Genomic DNA, 23719 nt, shown 5'->3' with positions numbered 1-23719 from the left:
GAGTCCGGCCGCTCGACGCGTTCATGTGCCTGTTTCGTCGGGGGGTGGGATGGCTGAAAAGTCTCCGATTGAGAAGCTCAACAGCGGCGAGATGCCCGGTCTCGTCGGCTGGTACGAGCCGCGCCTTCTTGCGCGTGTCGGCATGCGCACGATCATCTCGTCGGTCTTCGGGCAGTATGCCGACCAGCGCCTCATCCAGGCGGCGACGGACGTCGCGCCGATCGAGACGATCATCAACCGCTACAACTATTCCGACATCCGCAGCGAGGATCCGGAGCGGCGCGTCGCGCTCGGCGAGAACGGCGCCTTCTGGATCGACTACATCGCCGACATCGGCGACGGCTTCGAGCCGACCTACACGACGGCCTACCTCCTCGCGCAGCCCCATATCAAGATCGACGGTGTCGAGGAGCCGCTGACGGCCGGCTCCATCCTCATCATGGGCGGCGACCAGTGCTATCCGCAGGCGACGCGCGAGGAGTACAAGGCTCGCCTGCAGACGCCGTACGACTGGGCCTACAACGTACCCGCGCCCGAACGGAAGCTGTTCGCGATCCCGGGCAATCACGACTGGTACGACGGCCTCTCCGCGTTCGACAGCCTGTTCTGCTCGGCGCGCGATCGCATGTCCCAGCAGAACGGGAACAAGATCGGCGGCTGGCAGTGCAAGCAGCACCGCAGCTATTGGGCGATCGAGCTGCCGTATCGCTGGTGGATCTGGGGTTGCGACATCCAGTTCTCACAGTACCTCGATATCTCGCAGGTCAACTACTTCGAGGCCATCGCGGGCCTGATGGGACCGGGCGACAACCTCATCATCTGCCTTGCCGAGCCGACCTGGATGATCGCCGATGATCAGGGTTTCGACGAGGACACCAACTTCTTCAAGATCACGTCGATCGCGCGCCGGCGCGGCGTCAACATCTGCGCCGTCATTGCCGGCGACTGGCACCACTACAACCGCTACTACGCGCCGGGCATCGACGTGCATCTCTTCACGGCGGGTGGCGGCGGGTCCTTCCTGCATCCGACCCACACACTGAAGAACGAGATCTCCATCACCTGGCCCAATCCGACGGCGCAGGCGGCCGAGGGCCTCGAGACGAAGTTCGCGCCCGAAGCCGGCATGACGGCCGAGCGCCACGACCTGCGCCTCAAGAACAACACGCCCAATGCGGAAACCTCCGAAACGACGGAGGCCGAGCCCGAGCAGCCGTCGCGTCGGGAAGCGCGCCGCCGGCGTGCCCAACAGCGCACGGCCAAGGTCTATCCGAGCAAGACGACGAGCTTCTTTCTCAGCCTCAAGGGCCTGTTCTTCCCCTTCACGAACTACTTCTTCGGGGTCGGCATCGGCTTCATCTACTGGATGATCACCTGGCAGTTCTATTCCGTTGCCGGACAGCACAACATTTCGAACGGCCAGATCGATGTCGTGAAGCCGGAGACCTACTGGGGCCTCATCGCCTATATGCCGCTCTATCTGATCCAGGCTCTGCTGGTCTCGATCTCGCTCGTCGCGATGATGGGTGGTCTTTGGATCCTGCTGTGCTCCTACGTCGACTCCGTCGAGCGACCGCGATGGAAGCACTATTTCGTCAAAATCTTCGTCGGTAGCGCGCACTTTCTGGCGCACACGTTCGCGATGTTCTCGCTCGGCCTCGCGTTCGTGCTCTTCCACAACGAGATCACGCCGACCATCAAAACCCAGGTCGACAAGATCTGGCAGGATCGCGCGCAGCAACCCAATATCGTGCGCGACGTCATTACCGAGACCTTGGAGCCGATCACGCGCCAGGCGATCGAGCAGCGCCAGATCATCGAGCGCGAGGACATCTCGCGCCGCACCGGTCGCCCAATACCTCTTCCGCGTGACAAGGAGCTGCCGCCGCTTCGGCCCATCACGGAGACGGTCACTCAGGCCGAAGAGGGCGGTGGGCTGCCCTACAAGGAGATCCGCCAGATCGTGGGCTTCGTGATGTACCCGATCGAGATGATCTTCATCGGCGGGTTCATCGGCGCCTTCCTGTGGGGGATCTACTGGGTGCTCGCCGGCTGTCTCATGCGCATGCACACGGAGGATGCCTTTGCGGCGCTCCGCATCGGCGACTACCGCAATTTCCTGCGCATGAAGTTCGAGCCCGACAAGGTGACGATCTACCCGATCGGGCTCGACAAGACGCCGAAGCGCAATTTCTGGATGGCGCCGCCCAGAGGCAAGACGCCGCCGCCGCACAACCCGCAGCTCGTCGCGACGCGCCAGATCCCGGCAAAGCTCATCGAGGAGCCGATTGTAATTTATTCCGTCTCCGAGTATCGCCCCTAAGGGCAAACCGGGAGACGAGGCATGACGACGTGGCTCGAGCCGCATGGCGGCACGGCAGAGCGAATGGGCGAGAAGCTCCGGCAGCGTCTTGCCGGGGGCGGCAGCATTCTGCGGGCGCCGGGCGCGCACGACGCCATGGCCGGCCTCATTGCGCGGGATGCCGGCTTCGATGTGCTCTACGTCTCCGGCGCGGCAGTGACGGCAAGCCGGGGTCTGCCCGATCTCGGCGTGCTCACCATGGAGGAGCTGACTGGCACCGTCCGGTCGATTGCGCGGGCGACGGGCCTGCCGCTGATCGTCGATGGCGACACCGGGTATGGCGAGGCGCTCAATGCCATGCGTCTCGTGCGTGAGCTCGAGGATGCGGGCGCTGCGGCCGTTCACATCGAGGATCAGGTGCTGCCGAAGAAGTGCGGCCACCTCAATGACAAGACTCTCGTCCCGACCGACCAGATGGCCGCCAAGGTCGCGGCCGCACGCAAGGCGCGACGGCATCTCACGATCATCGCGCGCACGGATGCGGCCGCTTCGGAAGGCCTGCAGGGTGCGATCGCACGTGCGCGGGCCTATGCGGCGGCGGGTGCCGATGTCGTGTTCCCCGATGCACTGACGAGCCTCGAGCAGATCCAGGCCTTCGCATCGGCCGTGCCGGTGCCGACCATGATCAACATGACGGAATTCGGTCGCACACCACTGATCGATGCCGCGACGCTCCAAGCGGCGGGCGTCAGCATCGTCATCTGGCCGGTGTCATCGCTGCGCATTGCTGCGCACGCCATGGAGGCGTTCTTTACGGAGCTGGCGCGCGACGGCACGACGGCGCCGCAGCTCGACAGGATGCAGACGAGGAAGCGTCTCTACGAGGTGATCGGCTATCACGAGTACGAGGCGCTGGACGCGTCCATCGTGCGGAGCATCGTGCCAGAACAGCCGGATTAGCAGCCGGGCTGATCCGCGCCTCAGCGCGTGCGCACTTTGCGCAGGTGAATGTAGAGCGCGCCGCTGCCCCCGTGACGGATATGCGCCGGCGCGATGCCGGCGACGCAATCCCGCAGCTCCGGCGCTTCGAGCCATAGGGGCACACTGCGGCGAAGGACGCCGCGGGCGCTGCGCTCCATTGCGGCATGATGATCGTCGGTGTCGCGCTCGGTGCCCTTGCCGGTGATGATGAGGACGGTGCGCAGGCCGTCGGCGCGCGCGCGGAGCAGGAATGTGCGCAGGCGCCGCTCGGCGTCGGCTTGCCGGAGGCCATGAAGGTCGAGGCGCGCGTCGATCTCCACATGACCGCGGGCAATGCGGCGATGCTTTCGGCGCTCGATGGGAACGAGGGGCGGCGGTGCCTTCGGTAGCGCGGCACGCGGCGCAGGGGGCGGTGTCTTCGGGGCGTGCGCTTGCGGCTGTACTTTGGGTGCCGTCGTCCCGACAGGAGTAGGCTGAGGCTTGGGCTTTGCTTCGCCCGGGGCGCCGACCTCAGGTACGCGCGCCTTGGCCTTTTTCAGGGGCGTTATCGAACGCGCGGTGTGATGCCAGAGCGCGAGGTCGTCGGGGAGTGAGGGCTTTTTGGTAGGGCGGCTCGTGTCCGGGCCGGTGTCCGCCGTCCGGCCGTCGCGTGGCCGCTTGGTCATTGCGCCGCCTGTCGCGAGCGGGCTTTGGCCCCGGCTTCGATCGTCTCTGGCGCGCGCGGCAACAGCACGAAGAAATGGCCCGGATGCTTGGTGATGCCGGCGAGTCTGCCGGCTTTGTCGCCGGAGCCGAAGTAGATGTCGCCGCGCTCGGGACCGCGGATGGCCGAGCCGACATCATGCGCGATCATGAGCCGGTGGAAGCCGCCCTCCTTCTTCGTTCGCGAGGCGTGCGTGAGCGCGGGCGAGGACACATAGACTGGCGTGCCGATCGCGTGCGTTCCGGCATCAACGGCGAGGCTGCGGCCCGCAACCAGCGGGATCGAGAGCACGCCGAGTGGGCCGCTGGCTTCCTCGCCCTGAAGCTCGCGGAAGAAAACGAACGAGGCATTCTGGTGCATGACGTGGCGGCCGCGATCGGGATCAGCGCGCAGCCAGCGCCCGAGTGCCCCCATGGTGATCTTGTCGGCGGCCAGCATCCCGGTATCGATCAGATAGCGGCCGATGGAGGTGTAAGGGTGCCCGTTCTTGCCGTCGTAGTGCACGCGGACCGTTGATCCGTCCGTGAGACGGATGCGGCCGGAGCCCTGGATGTGCATGAAGAAGGTATCGACCGGATCGGCGAGGTAGAGAAGCTCGAGGTTCTGGCCCTTGAGCGCGCCCGCTTCGATCTCTGTGCGTGTCGCATAGGGCTCGGTGCCCGTTGCGATCTTGCGGGCGTGCGTGAGCTGGTTGGCCTTGGCGCCGCGCTCGGCCTCATGCACTAGATTCACGAGATCAGGCGGGCGTCGGTAGATCGGTGTTGCGAATTTCTCGTCCTTCGTGCGCGAGCCTTCGAGCACGGGCTCGTAGTAGCCGGTCAGGAGGCCTTGCTTAGCCGGGTGGACAACGCGATGGGGCGTGAACTCGCGCTCGAAGAAGGCGCGGGCGGCGGCGCGCGTCACCGGCTCGGGGAGTGCAGCGGCGGCATCGCAGGCGGCCAGCAGTTGGGTCGGAATGGCGATGGTGCCGGCCCCGTTCCCGGCGCGCGCGGCGGCCTTGAGGCGCGGACAGGAGACGCGGAAGGCCCTGAATGGTGCGAGATGATCGTCCGTCTCCCAGCCGGGGAGATCGGCGAAGGCTACGGGCTCGAAGCTTGTTGTGGCTGTTGCGGTCGAGCTGACTGGCGCTCCGCGCGGCACTTCGGCGCTCCCATTCCACCAAGCTGAATCCGAGCCGAGACATGCGCCGAGCCCGGTGGCGCACAACGCGTGGACCGCGCGACGGCGGCGTCTCCGGGAGGCGCCGGCCAGCACGGCACATTCGTCCGGCTGATGCACGAGCCCCCTCGCACCTCTACTCCCGCACTCGGCGGTCACTCCCCACGCGGCGCACGGCCTTACAACTCAGAAGAGTGAGCCCTTCAGCTCGGCGCCTGCGTGGCGATCAGACGCCAGTTCGGATCGCGCGAGGCGACCTCGCGCGCGAACGTCCAGATATCCACCACTTCCTTGATCTTCTTCGCGTCGCCCGAGATGACCGCACCCGCGCGGTCGCGGGTCGCGGAGATGAGCTCGCTCACGAACTTCACAGTCACGTGAGCCGTGCCGTTCTTCAGCTCGGCCTCGAGCAGGTCGGCCTTGTTGATGCCGACGAAACTCTGGTCGATGATCTCGCCGCGCGCCTCGCGGTCGCTGATCGCGCCGGAAAAGCCGTCGAAGACCTCCTTGCTCAGCAGCGAGCGGAGTGCCTTGCGGTTGCCTTCGGCAAAGGCCGTGACGATCATCTCGTAGGCTTGGCGGGCGCCCTTGAGGAAGCCATCGGGGTCGAAGCTGCGGTCGGCACGCACGATCGAGAGCAATCCCTCCTCGAGATTGCTGTCGCCGCCCGCAAAGGTGCGCACGCGTTCCTCGGCCGCCGCGGCTGCAGCGCTCGCTGCCGCCGTTGCCTCGCCGCCCTGCTCGGGGCGATCGCGGCGCGGGAGTGCGACGACCTTGTCGTCCGTGGTGCTCTTACCGGCAGCTCGCGCGCGCTCCAGTGCCCGGTTGCGATCGATCCGAGCCTCGTCGTCGCCCGTCCGCCGTCCCAGCACGCTCCTGAGCTTCAGGATGATCACCACCGCCAGCACCAGAAACATGATGGTGAAGATATCGATCTTGCCGTCCATAACGTCAGCCGCTTTCCATCGATAGGCCTCGCCTGCGGGGGCCACCGCCATATGATGTAGGAGTAACCAAGTCTCGGGTCCAGGCCTCTACCTGCACTAATGCAGGGCGCTCAACGACCGTACGGGACCGCCGCCGCTGGTATTCTCAACGAACTTACGGCATTCATGAGGTGAAGCCAACCGGAATGCGACGCCCAATGACGGCCGTATTTCCGGCTATTCGCGGCCCAATGGCCAGCAAGGATCTGCCCATGCGCCTGGTACTGTTCGCGCTGCTGACCGTACTGCCGCTCATCGAGATCGCCCTGCTCGTCAAATTCGGACAATTGGTGGGCGTCTGGCTGACGCTCGTGGTGGTGGTCGGCACGGCCATCCTCGGTGCGGGCATCCTTCAGCGTCAGGGTTTCACGACCATGATGCGCACGCAGGAAGCCATGATGCGCGGCGAGCCCCCTGTCGGTGCCATGATGGACGGTGCCATGATGGTCATGGCCGGTTTCTTCCTGATCCTGCCGGGTCTGATCACCGACACCATGGGATTGCTGCTGCTCATCCCGCCTGTCCGGCATTTCGTGGCGAGACGCCTCGTTGCGGGCATGTTCGGCGGGGCTGACGTGCATGTGGAAGTGTTCGAGCGCGAGAGCCGCCAAGAGCGCAGACCCGGGAGCGGTAGCCGTGGCGTCGAGAATGGCGGCCCCGTCATCGAAGGCGATTTCGAGCGCCTCGACGAGCGCACGGTCGATCCGCGCAACAAGGATCGTCCGAGCGATAAAAGCTGATCACCCCCATCCAGTGCCGGCGCTGAGCCGGCCTTCTGACGAGCCGGAGAAGAAACGCCATGCCGACTGCGGGGCCCCTTGCGTACGTCCTGCCGATTGTTCTGCTCGTGATGTCGAACGTCTTCATGACGCTCGCCTGGTACGGGCACCTGAACTACAGATCCAAGCCCTTGATCGTGGTGATCCTGGTCTCGTGGGGAATCGCGTTCGTCGAGTACTGCCTTGCCGTACCCGCAAACCGCTATGGATATGCGGTCTATTCAGCCGCGCAGCTCAAGACCATTCAGGAGGTCATCACCCTCATCGTCTTCGCCGGTTTTGCCGTCGTGGTCCTCAAGGAATCGCTCGGCTGGAACCACCTCGTCGGCTTCGCGCTGATCGCCGCGGGCGCTGCGTTCGTTTTCATCGGCGGTAAGGGCTGACTCCATGGACGCGAGCGCATTGGCGCTGCTGGCGCTGGGGACGCTTGGTGGTGCCGTGGTGCAGGCGGCGACCGGTTTCGGCTTCGCCATCATTGCCGCGCCGCTGTTCCTCGTGGCGATGAATTCGCACGCGGCGTTGCAGGTGCTCGTCGTCATTCATCTCGTGCAGACGGTGATGATGCTGAGGGGCGTCTGGGCGCTCGTACCGATGGGCGCATTCAAGGCGCTCGTGGCCGGCGCCCTCGTCGGCAGCCCGCTCGGGCTCCTCGCCTTCATGCGGCTCGACGTCAATGGGCTCAAGCTTGCCGTCGGCGTGCTGATCCTCGTGTTCACGTCGCTGTTGATCGCGCGCGAGGCGGGCTGGTTCGCGCGCAGGCCGCCGGAGCAGTCGGCCGGCGCTGCGAGCGCAGAGGGCGAAGCGTCGTCGCCTCTCGCCTACCTAACGGGTGCCGCATCGGGTGCCATGACCGCGCTGCTCGTGATGCCGGGGCCGCCGCTCATGCTGCACCTCTCGCATACGCCGCTGCCGCATGCGAATGCCCGCGCCCTGGCCGTCTCGTTCTTCGGTCTCTGCTATCTCTTCGTGACCGGTCTCAACACGTTCTGGGCGGGCATGGGCGAGGGCGTGTGGTCGCTGTCGCTCGGCCTCGCGCCGGTCGTCTATGTCGGCACGCTCCTGGGCCTCAGGCTCTCGCGCTTTCTCACGCAAGGCGCGTTTCGCGCTGCGGTACTGCTGCTGCTCGTGCTTTCAGGGGCCGGCGCGATCCTGTCGGCGCTCTAGTGAGGTGGCCGAGAAACTCGCCACAAGCGAACTTCGGCATCAAAAGGGAACATCCGCGCGCCTCGGGCGTTTGGCGATCGATGATCCATTCCCCGCCCTATAAGCCCTTCGCGATGTTGCCGATCAGCAGCACGAAATAGGCGCTGATCGCCAGCCAATATTCCTGATGGGGCAGATAGCGCGGGATGGCGACGAACCCCGTCTTCATGAGCATCGCGAGGGTCGCCAGCACCAGCGCGATCAGGAAAACGGGGAGTGACGGAGGATTGAGGCGCATGGCGAGCCCTTGTGGTCGGTCGTCGCCCCCGATGCAGGAGGGACACTTCGCAACGGATAACGGTGTTTCGTGCCCTGCAGTGCGGGGAGGTCACCATACCATGACCGAGGATGGTTCAGTTTGGAATGGGTTGTTAATCAAATGGTGGCACCGTTAACCACGACACATATTCGACGTAAACGGCGCCTACCTCATATCTCTCCGTGGTGTGTGCGTTAGCGTCGTTCGGTTCAGTGGATTTAGTCGCGGGGCAGCGTCAATGGCCGCTTGGGTTGCGTGGAAGTCAGTACGAGGGCCGATCTGCACCGCGCTCGGCATTGCGGCCATTTCGAGCATTTCGCTCGCGCCCCCGGCACACGCCGCCGAACCCTGGCCGGCCGAGGTCCAGGCCAACTACCGCATCCAGTTCAACGGCTTCGAGGTGGGGCAGTTCACGTTCAATTCGAGCGTGCACGAGCGCACCTATGCCATCTCGGCCAATGCCGATATCTCGGCGCTGCTCGGTTTCGTGCGTTGGAATGGGGCCACGCGCGTTTCGGGTGCGCTTGCGGGCAATGGGCCTCGCCCCGCCGGTTATAACTTCGATTTCCGCGGTGCCTCCAAGGCCGGCTCCATTCGCATGTCTTTCGGCAGCGGCGCCGTGACGACCATCAACTTCAATCCTCCGATGCCCGATCCGCCGGGCACGGTTCCGGTCCAGCCGGCGCACATGCGCGGCGTGCTCGATCCGCTGAGCGCGGTCCTGTCGCTGAGCCGCCCCAAGGACGGCAATCCCTGCAACCAGCGTGTTGCGGTGTTCGACGGCAAGGCTCGGTTCGATCTCGCGTTCCTGCCCAAGGGCGAGGTTCCCATCGCGGAGGGTAAGCCGACCGCCGCGCCCGAGATGCTGACCCTCTGCCGGGTTCGCGTCGTGCCCATCTCCGGCCATGTGGACGACGAGAAAGCTCAGGAGCTGAAGCGCAATCTCGGCATCGAGGTCGCCTTTCGCGCCGTTCCGGGGGCCGATCTCTTCGTGCCTCACCGCATTACCGTGCCAACCTTCGCCGGCTCGGCGGAGCTCGTGGCGCAGAGCCTGACCATTCGGACGCATCGCGAGCAGATCGCGCTCGTGAACTGAGCGTGTCGTGAGCCTTCTGTCAGGACCGTCGGTGCCCTGATCGGCAATTGGAATGCTGGAAGCGCGCGGCCGGGTCGGCTGGTCGCAGCCGGCCTGTTCGGCGTCGGGTCAGCCCGTTCCCGCGCCACCATAGGGCGGGAATATTTCGGTCCTATGCCGAATTCACCGCTTGATTGCCGAACACCGCTCTGCGATGCCTGCCCGTGGCACGGGAATGTTCCCCAGGAGTGGATATGCCGCTTGAGACCCGCATCCGTAACGTGACGGCCGTCCTTGGACCGACCAACACAGGCAAGACCCATCTCGCAATCGAGCGCATGCTCGGCCATGAAAGCGGAATGATCGGCCTGCCGCTGCGGTTGTTGGCGCGCGAGGTTTACGATCGGATCGTGACCCGCGTGGGCGCCGGCAACGTGGCGCTGATTACCGGCGAGGAAAAGATCAAGCCGGAGCGGCCGCGCTACTGGGTCTCGACCGTCGAGGCCATGCCGCGCGACGTCGAGGTGGACTTCCTGGCCATCGACGAGGTGCAGCTCGCCGCCGATCCCGAGCGGGGTCATGTCTTCACGGACCGGCTGCTGCACGCCCGCGGCCACTCCGAGACGCTGCTGCTCGGCGCCGGCACCATGCGCGAGGCGATCAGCGACCTGATCCCGGGGGCGAACTTCATCTCGCGCCCGCGCCTCTCCAAGCTCACCTATGCCGGCCAGAAGAAGCTCACGCGCCTGCCGAAGCGCACCGCGATCGTCGCCTTCTCGGCGAACGAGGTCTATGCGATCGCGGAACTGATCCGGCGCCAGATCGGTGGCGCTGCGGTCGTACTCGGAGCGCTCTCGCCGCGCACGCGCAATGCCCAGGTCGCGCTCTACCAGTCGGGTGATGTCGACTATCTCGTCGCGACCGATGCGATCGGCATGGGCCTCAATCTCGATGTCGATCACGTGGCCTTCTCGGCGACGCGGAAGTTCGACGGCCAGAACCATCGTGACCTCACGCCCGGTGAGCTCTCGCAGATTGCCGGCCGCGCAGGCCGTTACATGAACGACGGTACGTTCGGCGTCACCGGCGATGCCGAGCCCTTCTCGGCGGACGTCATCGACCGGCTCGAGACGCATTCATTCGACAGCGTCAAAGTTCTCCAGTGGCGAAACCGCGATATCGATCTCGCGACCCTCGAGCGGCTGCGCGACAGCCTCCGCGAGGCGCCGCGTGAGGTGCGCCTGCAGCGCGCGCGTATGGCCGACGACGTCCTCGCGCTCGAGACCGTCAGCGCCGATGCGGAGGTGCGCGCGAAGGCGTTGGGACCGGCGGCCGTCGGTCGGCTCTGGGAAGTCTGCCAGGTGCCCGACTATCGCAAGATCTCCTCGCAGAGCCACGCCGATCTCGTCGCGACGCTCTACAAGTTCCTCATGTCGCCCCTCGAGCGCATCCCGACCGACTGGTTCTCCAATCAGGTCGCGCTCAATGACCGCACGGATGGCGATATCGACACACTTGCGACGCGCATCGCCCACATCCGCACCTGGACGTTCGTTGCCAACCGCGCCGACTGGCTCGAGGACCCGGCCCATTGGCAGGAGCGCACGCGCGCCATCGAGGACGCGCTCTCGGACGCGCTCCACGAGCAGCTCACGCAGCGCTTCATCGACAAGCGCACGAGCGCGCTCATGAAGGGCCTGCGCGACAAGGACGAGATGAACGCCGACATCGCTGCGGATGGCGCGATCACGGTCGAGAACCACTACGTCGGGCGGCTCAAGGGCTTCCGCTTCTCGCCCGATGCCAACGCCGAGGCGCAGGGCATCCATGGCAAGACCGCGCGCAATGCCGCGGCTCACGTGCTGGTGAAGGAATTCGCCATGCGCGCGCGCCGCGTCGCCTCCGCGCGGACAGATGCGTTCCGCCTCACGCGCCACGGGCGTGTGCTCTGGCGCGACGAGGAGATTGCACGGCTCGAGCCCGGCGAGGATCCGCTGAAGCCGCAGGTCGTGCTGCTCGCCGACGACAATCTCACCGGCCCCGACAAGGAGCGGGTGCAGACCCGGCTCGATACCTGGATGGGCGAGATCATCGGCGAGCGTCTGAAGCCGCTCATCGAGCTTTCGACGGCCGAAGATCTTTCCGGCATGGCGCGCGGCATTGCCTTCCGCCTCAAGGAAGGGCTCGGCATTCTCGAGCGCCAGACGGTCGCGGACGATATTCGCGCGCTCGATCAGGCTGCCCGCGGGCAGCTCCGCAAGTACGGCGTGCGTTTCGGCGCATTCAACATCTACCTGCCGCTGCTGCTCAAGCCGGCGGCTGGCGAGCTGCGGCTCGTGCTGTGGGCGCTCAAGCACGCGAGCGAGAACAACCTCGCGCTCGATACGCTGCCCGAGCCGCCAAAGGCTGGGCGGACGTCGATCCCTGCCGATCCGGCGCTGCCCGCTGCCTTCTATCGCGCGACGGGCTACCATCTCTGCGGCCAGCGGGCTGTGCGCACGGACATCCTCGAGCGCCTCGCGGATCAGATCCGCCCGCTCATTGCCTGGAAGCCGGGGACCGGTGGTGGTGCGCGTCCCAAGGGCGCAACGGGCGATGGCGGCTTCGTCGTTGTGCCGGAGATGCTGTCGATCCTCGGTTGCTCGGCGGAGGAGTTGGGTGGCGTTCTGCGCGCGCTCGGCTTCCACGTGGATCGGCGCCCGGCACCGAAGACGATGATCGATCCGGCCCCGATCACGCCGGTCGCGCAGGCTGAGCCGACACCCGAGGCCGGTGCCGAAGGCGAGGCAACGGCGCCCGCGGATGCAGGAGCCGAGGACGGGGCCATTTCCGAAGCGGACAGTGCCGCGGTGGAGGCCAGTGAGGCGACGCCGGCGCCCGCGACCGCTGCGGCCGAGACTGCGCCGTCCGAAGAGCCTTCTGCGCGCGAGGTCGAGGCACCTGCTGCGGCTCCCGAAGCGGCCGATGCTCCTGCCGAGGCGAGCGCAGAGGCCGCGCCTGCGGACGCGGCTGAGGCAGCCCCTGCTGTAACAGCCGAAGCCGCCGCCGAGGCAGCACCTGCGACTGCTGAAGAGATCCTCATCGAGATCTGGCGCCCGCGCCGGCGCCATCGCGGCGATCATCGCGCCGTGGACGGCCGGCAGCGCCAGGGCGAGCGCCATGGTGATCGCAATCGCCGCCATGGGCGTGACGGGGGCCGCGACGGACGGCGCGAGGGCGGTCGCCAGCCCGATCGCCAATCGGATCGTCCGGGCACACCTGCACCGGCAGCTCAAGCCAGTGGCGAGGCTGCACCCGCGCCAGCGCAGGGCGAGGAGCGGCGCGACGGTGGACGTCGGGACCGCCATCAGCGCGGCGGGCCGCCGCGTAATCGCGATGGCGAGCGTCGCGAGGGCCGCCCGGACCAGCAGCGTGAGCAGAGGCCGCGTGAGGATCGCGAGCGCCGTCATGGCGGCGGCAAGGGCCATGGCGAAGGCCGGCGGGATGACCGGCGTGACGATCGTCGCCCACCGCGCGAGGAGCGCTCGCAAGGCTATATGCGTTCGGCCGCACCGCCGAAGCGCACGACCGTCGATCCGGATTCGCCGTTCGCGGCCTTGAGCGCACTGAAGCTGCAACTCGAAAAGCGGGGCAACGAGACGGGCTCCTCATGACGACAGACGACGGCGAGGGCAGCAGTCCACAAGGCGGTCAACTCCGCCTGGACAAGTGGCTGTGGTTCGCGCGTGTCGTGAAGTCGCGTACGCTCGCAGCGGGCCTCGTCGAGGAGGGCAAGGTTCGCATCAACCGCGAGCGCACGATCAAGCCGAGCCAGAGTGTGCGCGTCGGTGACGTGCTTACCGTCGCTGTTGGTCCGCGCGTCCGGGTGCTCGAGGTGAAGGCGCTTGGTTCACGGCGTGGTCCTGCACCCGAGGCTCAGGCCCTCTATGAGGATCGTTCGCCGCCGATGACTGCGACGGCGTCTCAGCCGACCGGTGGCGAGCGCCCGAGCGGCGCCGGCCGCCCGACCAAGCGCGATCGCCGCCAGATCGACCGGCTCACCGAGCCGGACTGAGCGCCCTTGATGGTGATCAAGGCGTGGCTTGGTCGGAAGGATCATGGACGAGGCGGTAGCACTGGTGCTGTGGCCCCATGTGGCCTCGTGACCCGACGCCCACAGAGCGCGAGAGGATTGATATGTACAAGAACCTTCTGATTGCGACAGACGGCTCCGAACTTGCCGACAAGGGCGTGACACACGGCCTCGCACTCGCCAAGGCGCTGGGAGCCAAGGTCACGATCGTGACCGTCTCGGATCCTTGGACGGCGTTCGTGACCGGCGAGGTCGGGGCGTCCTTCCCGATCGACGAGTACGAGAAGGCCTGCGAGGTTAATGCCTCGGCGATCCTCGCCGCGGTGGCCAAGCGCGCGGAGGCCGCGGGCGTCCCGTGCGAGAAGCGTTACGTGAAGGATGAGTTCCCGGCCGAGGGCATCATCGAGACCGCCAAGAAAGAGGGCTCGGATCTGATCGTCATGGCCTCTCATGGCCGCAGCGGCGTTCAGCGTCTCCTGCTGGGCAGCCAGGCCAACAAGGTCGTCACGCAAAGCACGGTCCCAGTGCTCATCTGCCGCTGATCCTTAACTTATTCCGCCTCTTAGGGGAGCCGTGCGGCTCTCCTGCCGCTTGCGGGCCGACACGTAAGCGCGTTAGGTCCCGCGAGCCGGAGATGGATCCGGGCCGAGAGGGGTAGGAAACATGAATCCTTGGATGCTGCTCGCCGCGTGTATTCTTGCGGAAGTGACCGCGACGTTGCTGCTCAATAAGTCGGAAGGCTTTGCAAAGCCGCTCTACGGCTTCGCCTCGCTGGCGATCTTCGGCGGTTGCTTCATCGGCCTCTCGATCGTGCTGACGCGCATTCCCGTGGGCGTCACCTACGCCATCTGGGCAGGCTCGGGGATCGCGCTGATCGCGCTCGCCGGCTGGCTGTTCCTGCGCCAGACGCTGTCGCCGGTACAGATGCTGTTCATTACCATGATCGCCGTCGGTGCTGTCGGCCTCAAGCTTTCGACGCACACGGCTTAGCAGGCTGCACGGAGGCAATTGGCTGGGGCGGGAGGGTTCGAACCTCCGCATGGCGGAATCAAAATCCGCTGCCTTACCACTTGGCTACGCCCCATCAGGCCGCTTTGGGCAGCAGCCTCGCGCTCAGCGCGCGGGCCGGGACGATCCCGGTGCATTGCGGCAAAGCGCGGCGGAACATACGCGGTCAGGTCCGGCCCCGCAACCCGATGTCGCGGGATTGGCGCGACCGCTGTGGGGGACCATCCAGAACCGATGCTTGATATCGCCGGAGGGCTTGCTTATAGCTCTGGGCCACGGAGGCGTGGCCGAGTGGCTTAAGGCGGCGGTTTGCTAAATCGTTGTACTCGGAAACGGGTACCGGAGGTTCGAATCCTCTCGCCTCCGCCACCCTACGCCCTTTAGGGCTTCGGGTGGCAGGCCAGGCGAGAACATGGATTGGGCGTAGGGTGATCTCCCGAAGCTGCGCAGCAGCGCAGGGAGACTGGCGACACCATGTGGTACGTTTATTTCCTTCAGTTGAGGAATGGCGACATTTACGTCGGCTCCACCAACGATCTGACACGACGCTTCGCCTCACATCAGACCGGACGGGTTCTCTCAACCAAAGCGCATTTGCCAGCTGTGCTGAAATCCTATGTCGCTGTGGAGACGGAAGAACACGCGCGGGAGCTTGAAACCTATTTCAAATCCGGTTCCGGGAAAGCCATCGCTCTCAAAAGGCTCGTCAGGAGAGACGTTCGAACGGATTGATCAAAGCGGAATTTAGGGGGCTATGGCGTGCGCGTAGTTCTCATCCGGTTCCCGCACAGCCCGCCATTTTTGTTTGCGGGCAGCCGCCACACCAACTCTGCCCGCATGGCTCCGCGTTCGAACTTCGTCCCGAACGCTCCGCCAGCTAAGTGCCTCTGCACCCCTTTTCCGCCATCGATCTGCAGTCCCGAGCAGCGGGGACGCGTTTTGCTCAGTCCCGGGCGAAGCTGAACTGCCTGTGTCCGAAGAAATTGCTCACGGCCCCCGCGCCGATGCCGATCGCGTGGGATATGGCTTCGACCTGCCAGTGGAAGCCGATCGATGGAAGCACATAGTCGGCAAAGGCGACCGACACCGCGACGACCACCGCCATGCTGAACAGGTTGACGACGATGAAATCGCGCAACTGGTGAGCGAGCAGCCTCTTCGAGCCGGGAAATACGAAATGGCGATAGGCCACGAAGCCGAACACCATGCCGATGATGTTCGCGATCGTCACCGCGGCCGGGAACGGCATGACGAGTGATAGCGGAAAACGCACGAGCCAGTTGAGCAGGGCCGCCGAGCCGCCGGCCACGAGAAATCGGGCCGTCTGGGGCATATTCGTGATGACGAAGCGCGCTTCAGGGGCGCTCACAGCGGTACTCCAAGCCACGCGAGGATGAATGCCGCTGCCATTACGGCACCAAGCGCGAGGCTTTGGCGGTCCTTGATCGCGAATGCGACGGGATCGTCATTCAGTTCGCCGCGCTGACTGACGAGCCAGATCCGCCCGAGCCAGAGGAAGATGATGATCGGGAACAGCCAGAGCCAGTGCGGGTTGGTGTAGATGTCCCGCTCGAGAGCATCGAAGATGAGAAAGAGAACCAGAATGACGACGGATGCGGTGCCCGTCGCCAGTCCGAGCCCAAGCACGAGAGGCGCGTCGGCCGTGACGTAGCCGCGACCGGCAACCTCGGTCTCGCCCTTGATCGCGGTCCTCTGGATCTCGGTATTGCGCTTGGCAATGGAGAGCGACGTGAACAGTGCCATGGAGAAAACCAGAAGCCACGGCGATGCAAAGACACCAGCAGCGGCAATTCCGATCGCAAGGCGGAGCGTGAAGAGCGTAGCGAGCACCGTCACATCGAGTATCGGCACGCGCTTGAGGTGCACCGAGTACGCCAGCGTGAGAACCAGATAAGCTCCAAGCCCCGCCAAGACGCCGATACCGACGGTGCTGGCGATTGCGAAGCCTCCTGCGATCGAAGCAAGGGCGGCCGCAAGTGCAGTACCTATAGGAAGATCGCCGGACGCGATCGGTCGAAAGCGCTTCGACCAATGGCGCCGATCATGCGCGATGTCGAGCATGTCGTTGATCAGATAGGTTCCGACCGCCACAAGTCCGAGGGCCAAAAAGGCGAGCAGGCAACTGATCAGCTTCGCGGGATCGACGATCGTGCCGCTCAAAACTGCAGGCACGAATATGAGTGCATTCTTGGCGAGCTGGTGCAGTCGCGAGGCCTTGATCAGCGCCGAGAGGCGAGAGCGTCTTGGGATGACGGTCGTCGGCTTGTCGTGCGCCTCGATCGACTGCAGGACGGCTTTGGTAGGCGCCACGACGAGGGCTTCCCGCGCGTTGCGCCATATTTCGGGGTCCGTAGCTCTGCCGCCCACATAGTCGTAGCCGTCGGGAAAGCGCTCCACGATCACGGTGGACTTAGGGTTGTCGGTCTTGGCGCCGCTGCAGCAAATGACGTCGGTAAAGTGTGGGATGCGCAGGCAGAGCTCTCTTGCGAGCAGCTCATCCTTGTTCGTTACGAGGAAGACCTGGCGGCCCTCGCGCTTGGCTGCAGCGGCGAGCTCGATGATCTCCTCGCTGACCGGCATCAGCTCGGGATCAGGCTCCACGGCCTCGAGGAGGTTCTTTTCGATCGTCGCACGGCCCCGCCAAGCCCATCCGGCCAACGGATAGGCAATACGCAGAGGATTGGCCGCGACATAGGCGAGCGCCGCCTCGGCGAGCGGATCGGTCCGCAGCAACGCTTGCTCCAGGTCGATCAGAAGCGGGACGGCCCGAAGTGCGCTCTCCCCGATGTCCTGCTGGTCGGCAGGCACGTTGCTATTGCCGACGTTCACCCATGCGAGGCTTGGCGCGTGATCGGATTGCGGGCGTGGGTCAGCGGATGGACGGCGCATCATATCTGTATGTTCGCCTGTTTTCGTGCTTCGAGAGGTGGCCTCCGCCTCCTCGGTCAGCCCTTGTCACGGGGCACCAAGCGCCTGGCACAGCCGGTGCCCAGAACGGGGAGCGTCGACGTGACCGCGTCAGTGGTTGCCGATTCCCCCGTACTGGTTTCTTGCGCTTGATAGTTACTGATACCTACACTTATACTAAAGTTCCGTATCTGTGGACTTGCTGCTTTGCCCACGAAATGGATGAGAGCCTGCTGTCATTTCGCAGTTAAGTAAAGCAATAGGATATGTCTACGAACGTATTAACCACTTTGATCTTCTGCCGGCGGCTCGGGACACGCTCGGTCAAAACTCTGGCCTTGATCTGATTGGCAGGGCCGATGTCGGCGGCCGGCAGCCGAATAAGAAATAATTCCCAAAGAGGAGCTTTTTGGTGCCCGCGAAGGTATCTGTCGTCCGAGCCACCCCAGATCATTCGCCGTTTCTTGCCCGGGCCATTCTGGCGGCGTCGCGATCACACCTGGAGTTTGGCCCCTTCGATGTCGCGCTCGGACTCGATGATGCAGAGATCCTCGACATCCTTGAATGGATGACGCTGAGCGATCTCGTCTGCAATTGCCACTTCACGAAGTTTCTGGTCGCGGAAGTCGATGGAACCCCGGCTGGCGCGCTCGCAGGGTTCGATCCCGCCGAGCCTGACTTGTTCCCGCTGGGTGCTGCCCTCTCCGATGCTCATGGTGGGCTCGGCCACGACGAAGATGAGCTTGTCAATGTGATGTCGCGTATCGAGGCCCTTCACAGGTGCTTTCCTGAAACGCGGCCTGGCGTCTGGGTTATTGAGTGGGTAGCGGTGGATGGAGCCTACCGAAGGCGCGGCATCGGCGGTCATCTCATGCAGGCAATACTTGCGGCAGGCGCGAGGCGCACACTCAAGAAAGCGCAGATCTCGACCTACATCGGCAACTGCGCGGCTGTCGCAACCTATGAGCGCGCGGGCTTTCGTATTGAAAGGGAGCGTCGCGACCCGGCATTCGCGGCTATATTGCAGGCTCCGGGCATGATTACCATGACGCGCGGCCTGCCCTAGAAAGCTTCGTTGCCGCATTTGACTGGGACGGTGGTGAAGTCTCTGTCGTGTGCGCGCCTCTACGGACGCAGATGGAAAATTGCCCGGACTGTTGCCGCCGGGTGCCGCTTCCCAGGCCGTTGGATCGAAAGTGGCGATAGCAGGGTCAGCAGTCGTTAAACATTAATAAACTTGGACTAAGTCTTTTACACTTTAGCGCTTTCCTGGCGTGAATTTTATGCTTATGCTCTCTATCGCTTATGCAACCGTGGGGCTGGGGAGCTCTGCCGCTGTTGCGCAGGCCGGGTTTGGTTTTTGCGTTTGTGAGCGTTCCATATGCGGCAGTCGATTTCGGGAGGTGCGCTAGTCGCGTCACGCGCTAGCGTCTTCGCAAAAATACTTGGATCTATTCCTGCTCCTGCTTTGGAGCGCTACTGCCTTCAGCTTTTGGCGCTGTGCCAATCAGCGGTCGTGATTCTCGCCGGCGGCGCTGCAAAGATCCTCTACCTGGATCTTGCTCTCGGACAGCCGCACGAGTCTTTTCCATATCTTGTGCCGGCCGTCCTTTTCGCGATCGCGCTGCACTACTGCTACAAGCAGCTCGGCCTGCAAAGCATCGATGCGCTTACGGGCCCCACCATTGGCTTCGGCCGCATCTGGGCCGGTCTGGCCATTGCCTTCATGGCATTGCTCGGCGCCATGTACTTGCTGAAGATCACCGAGGCGTACTCTCGCGGCTGGTTCCTGATCTGGTTCGTCATGAGCGCAGGCGCGCTGATTGTCGTGCGCTGGGCTTTCGCGCGCGGCCTGCATCAATTGGCGGCCCGTGGGTATCTCAGCCGCCACATCGGTGTCCTCGGCACGCGGGAATGCGTCGAGGCGCTGAAGGGCGAGTTCGACAAGGCAATGCCCTACGTGATCGTCGATGGATACTTCCTGTCGGACAGCAACTCGGATGACGCCGCCGACCAGGAGGCGATCCGCCGGCTCCTGGCTGCCATGCAGGCAGGCTCGTTCGGGAAGGTGGCCATTGCCCTGCCGGCAGGCGAAAAAGACCGTATTCGCAGGGCCTTGCGCCGTCTGGCACCCTATGCGCCCGAGATCCTGCTCTGCACCGACCTCCTGTCGTCCCCGGTACCGATCCACGGCTCGACCGTCATCGGCACGCGCCGCGCCGACGTCGTGAGCCCGGTGCCGACCTCGGAACGTTACCGGCTCGAGAAGCGCTTGTTCGACGTTGCTGCGGCAGCGATCGGTCTCGCGCTTCTGGCGCCGCTGCTCCTGCTCGTGGCGCTTGTCATCAAACTCGACAGCTCCGGCCCCGTGTTCTTCCGCCAGAGGCGATACGGGCGCAACAACAGCGTGTTCCGCATCTTCAAGTTCCGCACGATGACGGTTGCTGAGGACGGCGAGCGGGTGATCCAGGCAATGCAAAATGATCCGCGCGTGACGCGGGTCGGAAGGTTCCTTCGTGCGACCAGCATCGACGAGCTTCCCCAGCTCATCAATGTGCTGCTCGGGGAGATGTCGATCGTCGGACCGAGGCCCCATGCTCTCGTGCATGAGGAGCGCTTCGAGGACAACTTTGATCTCTTCTCGAGGCGGCGGCGCGTTCTGCCGGGCATCACCGGCTGGGCCCAGGTCAACGGCTATCGCGGCGAGACCAAGACGCCGGAGGATGTCAAGAAGCGCATGGATTACGATCTCTACTACATCGACAACTGGTCCATTTGGCTGGACCTGGAGATCGTCGTGCGGACATTCGGCGCCGTTCTTCGGGGTGCGCACTAGTTCTCGTCGAGCAGTCGAGGCGGGGTGGCGACGAGCCTTGATCTAAGCAGATTTGTAAGCATTTTGGCTCTCTCATGGTCGTCCCGCGGGGGATTGATCATCCGAGGTTCAGCCCTTGCTGCACTGTGCGGCGCGTGAGGTCATTCCGCGCTCCCGGTCGAAACGATCTGCGATAGGAGAGCCGATCCTGTGATTCTCGACATCGCAGATCTCGCCGATGGGCAGGAGTTGAGCGCGGACCTCTGCATCGTCGGTGCGGGTGCGGCCGGCATCGCGCTTGCTCTCAAGCTCATGAACCGCGGCCTGGACGTGCTCGTCGTCGAGTCGGGCGGCCGCCGGCACGAGGACGATGTCCAGGATCTGTACGCCGGTAGCGTCGCCGATCCGACACTGCACGCGCCGACCGATCGTTTTCGCTGCAGCCAGCTCGGCGGCAGCACGACGCTCTGGGGCGGGCGATGCGTTCCCTTCGATGCGATCGACTTCGAGAAACGCAGCTACGTCGCGCACAGCGGATGGCCGATCACGCTCGACGAGTTGCTCCCCTACTACCGCGAGGCCAACCGTCTCTGCGAAGCCGGCGCGTTCGCTTATCAGATCGACGAGGCCTTCGGCCGCCCGATGAAGCCCATGATCGCGGGTTTCGAGAGCAGCGCGTTTTCCACCGATTGCATCGAGCGCTTCAGCAAGCCCAGCAATTTCGCGGAGCGCTATGGCCCGGAACTCGAAGCGGCGCGCAATGTCCGCGTTCTGTTGCACGCGACGGCGACGCAATTCAGCTCCGACGACTCCGGCCGAACGCTGAGCCGACTCACGCTGCGCAGTCTGCGCGGCAGGAGCGTGACGGTGCGGGCGCGCGCTTTCGTTCTCGCCGCCGGCGGCCTCGAGGTGGCGCGACTACTGCTCGCCAATCGCACGCTGCATCCCGATGGGATCGGCAATCAGCATGGCGTCGTGGGCCGATACTACATGTGCCATATCGCGGGGACCATTGGGCGGATCAAGATCGATCGCCCCACCTCGGCAGTCTGGCACGACTACGACGTCGCCGATGATGGCACATACTGCCGCCGGCGTTTTGCGCTTCTTTCCGAGGCTCAGCGTCAGCACCGGATCGGTAATTTCGTTGCCCGCCTCCATCATCCGCAGATCGGCGATCCGGCGCATCGCACGGCAGCGTTGTCGCTGGTTTTTCTCGGGAGCCGGCTGCTGCCGTGGGAGTACAGGATCCGCGTTGCAGGATCTGACGGCGCGTCGCTTGGCCACTATGCGCATCACTTCACCAATGTGATGCTTGATCCGCAGTCTGCTGTGCGGTTTGCCTATCGCATGGTGACCGGGCGCTTTCTCGCGAGGCGTAAAATCCCCTCGCTGGTCGTGAAGACGAAGGCCAATCTGTTCAGTCTCGACTTCCATGCCGAGCAGGTTCCGAATCCCGAGAGCCGTATCGGGCTCGGCAATGAGACGGACGCGCTTGGCATTCCGCGGATCCACGTCGATTGGCGCTACTCGCCGCAAGATGTGGCGACTGTCGCGAAGTCCGTCGAGCTGCTCGCGAGTGACCTCAAGTCTTCGGGTGCCGGTACGCTTTCGTATGATCCTGGGACGATCGAAGCGGAAATGACGCGCTACGGCGCCTATGGCGGGCATCATGTTGGCACGGCTCGAATGGGCGACGACCCGAGATCGAGCGTGGTCGACCGCAATTGCCGCGTCCACGGCGTGGACAACCTCTATATCGCCAGCGCCGCGACATTCCCGACGTCGAGCCAGGCTAATCCCACACTGACGATCGTGGCGCTCACGCTCCGGCTCGCAGAGCACCTTCAAGGCAAGCTGCAACTCACGCGCAGCTCATCGGATAAGAAGGCCGTCATTTCGGAGATTGGCATCGGCGGTCGCGATAGCGCGAGCTTCGGCGCCGAGAACCTCCTGTCCAAACAGCTCGCGCAACATTGATGCGTTGCGGTCGATGTCGTGAGCTTCGATGACGCGCCGACGGCCCTCTTGGCCCATCTCGGCGAGCTCATTTGCCGGGGCTTCGAGTGCCGCGATCATCGCATTGGCAATGTGCTCGACTGAACCCGACGGGATGATCCAGCCGGAGTTGCTGTCGACCAGCTCCGGGATGCCCGCGATGAACGTGGTGATCACCGGGCGCGCAAGAGCGTAGGCCTCCATGATCGCAACAGGCAGGCCCTCCGCAAAACTCGGCAGCAAGAGCGCGCAGGCACTTCCGACGGCGCGGCGCACGTCCGCGTTGCTCCGCCAGCCCAAGAGCGTGACGTGCTCTTTCAGGTTGAGGCGGGCGATCTGAGCCTCGATCTCGCTCCGCGATTCCCCATCGCCGATCAGGACGACTTTCGTTTGAGGGTGGAGGGCGACGACGCGGCTTGTGGCTTCGACGATCAGGCTCTGCGCCTTTTGCGGACAGAGGCGCCCGACGCAGACGAACGTCGAGTTGCCTTCAAACGGCGCTTCGCTTGCCTCGAATTCCCGCAATTCGAGGCCGCAGCGCACGACGTGCAGCTTGTTCCACGCCGACATGCCCGCAGCACGCGCCAATTGCACGCGGCAGAAGTTGGAGATCGCAACAACGAAGCGTGCGCCGGCGACCTTTTCGGCGAGTGAATTGTCGCTCCAGTTGTCGAATTCATCGGGGCCGTGGGCGGTGAAGCTGAAGCTTGGGCCGCCCAGTCGCTCAGCCAGCAGCGCGACCGCAGTAGCATTGGTCGAGAAGTGTGCGTGGAGGTGGTCGACAGAGTCGCGGGCCGCCTGGCGCTTGAGCGACGCGGCCTCGAGCAAGTAGGCCGTATGGCGGATGACACTACGTCGTGCGTTGCGTACCAGCCGGAACCACGTGCCGGTTGCGCGCAGCATGCCTCGCGGATTGGTCGCGAGCTCGACGAAGAAGTCGGCGAGCAGGCCCGGTAACCGGCCGGAGAGGATGTAGCGTGTGCGGGCCTGCTCGGCTTTGTCCTGCTCGTCCACGAGCGCTTCCGGCCACCGCCGCACGGCATAGCGCTGCACTTCCACGCCCTGCGCCTCGAGGGCGTGGATCTCGCGACGAATAAAGGTTCCCGTGACCACCGGGTAGGTGTTCATGAGATACCCGACCTTCATTCTTCCTACCGTCATCGGGACAGCAGACATCCGCAAAGGCAGCGCATGAATTTCTAGCTTATCCAGAATGTTAAGAGGTCGGTTGCGTCATGGCGCACACTGGGGAATATGAATAATTCTCCACCGGCTGGCAAGGAATCTTCAGTCTGATGCTTGACCGGAGGTCTGCATCTTGCCGTCGAGGTTACTACCGTCAATACAACGCGGGCAATCGACACGACGATGGTTTCTTGGGGCGCGCAGCCACACTGTCAGCTTTCAATGGTACATATCCTGCACAAAGCCACGGACAAAGCTTCGGACATT

General features: G+C 64.4%; 21 protein-coding genes and 2 tRNA genes. 15 read left to right on the top strand and 8 right to left on the bottom strand.

Going from position 1 to position 23719, the window contains the following annotated elements:
* Positions 1–49 precede the first annotated feature (49 nt).
* Positions 50–2323: a hypothetical protein gene (locus CS1BSM3_RS02755; protein WP_072385438.1), complete on the top strand. Its 2274-nt coding sequence runs from the start codon at positions 50–52 to the stop codon at positions 2321–2323.
* A gap of 63 nt (positions 2324–2386) precedes the next feature.
* Positions 2387–3262 carry a methylisocitrate lyase gene (gene prpB / locus CS1BSM3_RS02750; RefSeq protein ID WP_083528230.1) on the top strand — a complete coding sequence of 292 codons (876 nt, stop codon included), beginning with the start codon at positions 2387–2389 and terminating at the stop codon, positions 3260–3262.
* Between the two features lie 20 nt (positions 3263–3282).
* Here prpB and CS1BSM3_RS02745 read toward each other — a convergent pair whose 3' ends face one another.
* The 3 genes from CS1BSM3_RS02745 to CS1BSM3_RS02735 form a co-directional block, all read right to left on the bottom strand.
* Positions 3283–3948: a Smr/MutS family protein gene (locus CS1BSM3_RS02745; RefSeq protein ID WP_072385436.1), complete on the bottom strand. Its 666-nt coding sequence runs from the start codon at positions 3946–3948 to the stop codon at positions 3283–3285.
* Positions 3945–5126: a murein transglycosylase A gene (locus tag CS1BSM3_RS02740; RefSeq protein WP_072385435.1), complete on the bottom strand. Its 1182-nt coding sequence runs from the start codon at positions 5124–5126 to the stop codon at positions 3945–3947. Before CS1BSM3_RS02740 ends, CS1BSM3_RS02745 begins: the two co-directional genes overlap by 4 nt.
* A 221-nt stretch (positions 5127–5347) precedes the next feature.
* The gene (locus CS1BSM3_RS02735) at positions 5348–6091 is read right to left on the bottom strand and encodes a Tim44/TimA family putative adaptor protein (protein WP_072385434.1); all 744 of its coding nucleotides are present in this window, start codon (positions 6089–6091) and stop codon (positions 5348–5350) included.
* Between the two features lie 251 nt (positions 6092–6342).
* Between CS1BSM3_RS02735 and CS1BSM3_RS02730 the strand changes: the two genes are divergently transcribed.
* Genes CS1BSM3_RS02730 through CS1BSM3_RS02720 form a run of 3 tightly spaced genes read left to right on the top strand, consistent with a single transcriptional unit; the run spans position 6343 to position 8073 of the window.
* A complete protein-coding gene (locus CS1BSM3_RS02730; protein WP_174263609.1) occupies positions 6343–6870 on the top strand; it encodes an FxsA family protein in 528 nt (175 codons plus the stop codon).
* 59 nt (positions 6871–6929) lie between these two features.
* Complete coding sequence (locus CS1BSM3_RS02725) at positions 6930–7292, top strand: DMT family protein (RefSeq protein ID WP_072385432.1); 363 nt, start codon at positions 6930–6932, stop codon at positions 7290–7292.
* 4 nt (positions 7293–7296) lie between these two features.
* Positions 7297–8073, top strand: coding sequence for a sulfite exporter TauE/SafE family protein (locus CS1BSM3_RS02720; protein ID WP_072385431.1), 777 nt, complete (start codon positions 7297–7299; stop codon positions 8071–8073).
* A 97-nt stretch (positions 8074–8170) separates the two neighbouring features.
* Here the strand turns inward: CS1BSM3_RS02720 and CS1BSM3_RS02715 are convergent, their stop codons facing one another.
* Complete coding sequence (locus CS1BSM3_RS02715) at positions 8171–8350, bottom strand: hypothetical protein (RefSeq protein ID WP_072385430.1); 180 nt, start codon at positions 8348–8350, stop codon at positions 8171–8173.
* A 259-nt stretch (positions 8351–8609) separates the two neighbouring features.
* On the opposite strand from CS1BSM3_RS02715, the gene CS1BSM3_RS02710 reads away from it, so the two are divergent.
* The 5 genes from CS1BSM3_RS02710 (at position 8610) to CS1BSM3_RS02690 (ending at position 14508) form a co-directional block, all read left to right on the top strand.
* Positions 8610–9467, top strand: coding sequence for a DUF3108 domain-containing protein (locus tag CS1BSM3_RS02710; RefSeq protein WP_072385429.1), 858 nt, complete (start codon positions 8610–8612; stop codon positions 9465–9467).
* A 233-nt stretch (positions 9468–9700) separates the two neighbouring features.
* The gene (locus tag CS1BSM3_RS02705; protein WP_072385428.1) at positions 9701–13099 is read left to right on the top strand and encodes a helicase-related protein; all 3399 of its coding nucleotides are present in this window, start codon (positions 9701–9703) and stop codon (positions 13097–13099) included.
* Positions 13096–13500, top strand: coding sequence for an RNA-binding S4 domain-containing protein (locus CS1BSM3_RS02700; RefSeq protein WP_072385427.1), 405 nt, complete (start codon positions 13096–13098; stop codon positions 13498–13500). Before CS1BSM3_RS02705 ends, CS1BSM3_RS02700 begins: the two co-directional genes overlap by 4 nt.
* A 122-nt stretch (positions 13501–13622) precedes the next feature.
* Positions 13623–14060 (top strand): universal stress protein, encoded by a 438-nt coding sequence (locus CS1BSM3_RS02695; protein WP_072385426.1) that lies wholly within the window; start codon positions 13623–13625, stop codon positions 14058–14060.
* A gap of 121 nt (positions 14061–14181) precedes the next feature.
* Positions 14182–14508, top strand: a complete 327-nt coding sequence (locus CS1BSM3_RS02690; RefSeq protein ID WP_072385425.1) for a DMT family transporter — start codon at positions 14182–14184, stop codon at positions 14506–14508.
* 19 nt (positions 14509–14527) lie between these two features.
* Here the strand turns inward: CS1BSM3_RS02690 and CS1BSM3_RS02685 are convergent.
* Positions 14528–14602: transfer RNA gene (locus CS1BSM3_RS02685), tRNA-Gln, on the bottom strand.
* Positions 14603–14803: 201 nt separating this feature from the next.
* Here CS1BSM3_RS02685 and CS1BSM3_RS02680 point away from each other — a divergent pair.
* Both CS1BSM3_RS02680 and CS1BSM3_RS02675 read left to right on the top strand, forming a co-directional pair.
* A tRNA-Ser gene (locus CS1BSM3_RS02680) sits at positions 14804–14895 on the top strand.
* Between the two features lie 105 nt (positions 14896–15000).
* Positions 15001–15258, top strand: a complete 258-nt coding sequence (locus CS1BSM3_RS02675; protein ID WP_072385424.1) for a GIY-YIG nuclease family protein — start codon at positions 15001–15003, stop codon at positions 15256–15258.
* 211 nt (positions 15259–15469) lie between these two features.
* Here the strand turns inward: CS1BSM3_RS02675 and CS1BSM3_RS02670 are convergent, their stop codons facing one another.
* Together CS1BSM3_RS02670 and CS1BSM3_RS02665 are read right to left on the bottom strand one after the other, a co-directional pair.
* Positions 15470–15895 (bottom strand): GtrA family protein, encoded by a 426-nt coding sequence (locus CS1BSM3_RS02670; protein ID WP_244540405.1) that lies wholly within the window; start codon positions 15893–15895, stop codon positions 15470–15472.
* Positions 15892–17439 (bottom strand): UbiA family prenyltransferase, encoded by a 1548-nt coding sequence (locus CS1BSM3_RS02665; RefSeq protein WP_083528182.1) that lies wholly within the window; start codon positions 17437–17439, stop codon positions 15892–15894. The genes CS1BSM3_RS02670 and CS1BSM3_RS02665 overlap by 4 nt, the downstream gene beginning before the upstream one ends.
* A 427-nt stretch (positions 17440–17866) precedes the next feature.
* On the opposite strand from CS1BSM3_RS02665, the gene CS1BSM3_RS02660 reads away from it, so the two are divergent.
* The 3 genes from CS1BSM3_RS02660 (at position 17867) to CS1BSM3_RS02650 (ending at position 22249) form a co-directional block, all read left to right on the top strand.
* The gene (locus tag CS1BSM3_RS02660; RefSeq protein WP_072385423.1) at positions 17867–18520 is read left to right on the top strand and encodes a GNAT family N-acetyltransferase; all 654 of its coding nucleotides are present in this window, start codon (positions 17867–17869) and stop codon (positions 18518–18520) included.
* A 450-nt stretch (positions 18521–18970) separates the two neighbouring features.
* Complete coding sequence (locus CS1BSM3_RS02655) at positions 18971–20290, top strand: exopolysaccharide biosynthesis polyprenyl glycosylphosphotransferase (protein WP_174263608.1); 1320 nt, start codon at positions 18971–18973, stop codon at positions 20288–20290.
* A 189-nt stretch (positions 20291–20479) separates the two neighbouring features.
* Positions 20480–22249, top strand: a complete 1770-nt coding sequence (locus CS1BSM3_RS02650; protein WP_072385422.1) for an FAD-dependent oxidoreductase — start codon at positions 20480–20482, stop codon at positions 22247–22249.
* Here the strand turns inward: CS1BSM3_RS02650 and CS1BSM3_RS02645 are convergent.
* On the bottom strand, positions 22145–23413 hold the full coding sequence (locus CS1BSM3_RS02645) for a glycosyltransferase (protein ID WP_083528180.1): 1269 nt from the start codon (positions 23411–23413) through the stop codon (positions 22145–22147). The two genes, CS1BSM3_RS02650 and CS1BSM3_RS02645, sit on opposite strands and share 105 nt — an antisense overlap.
* Between the last annotated feature and the right edge of the window lie 306 nt (positions 23414–23719).

The sequence above is a fragment of the Hyphomicrobium sp. CS1BSMeth3 genome, from assembly GCF_900117415.1.
GTDB lineage: Bacteria > Pseudomonadota > Alphaproteobacteria > Rhizobiales > Hyphomicrobiaceae.
This window is presented reverse-complemented; position numbering and strand designations above follow the sequence as displayed.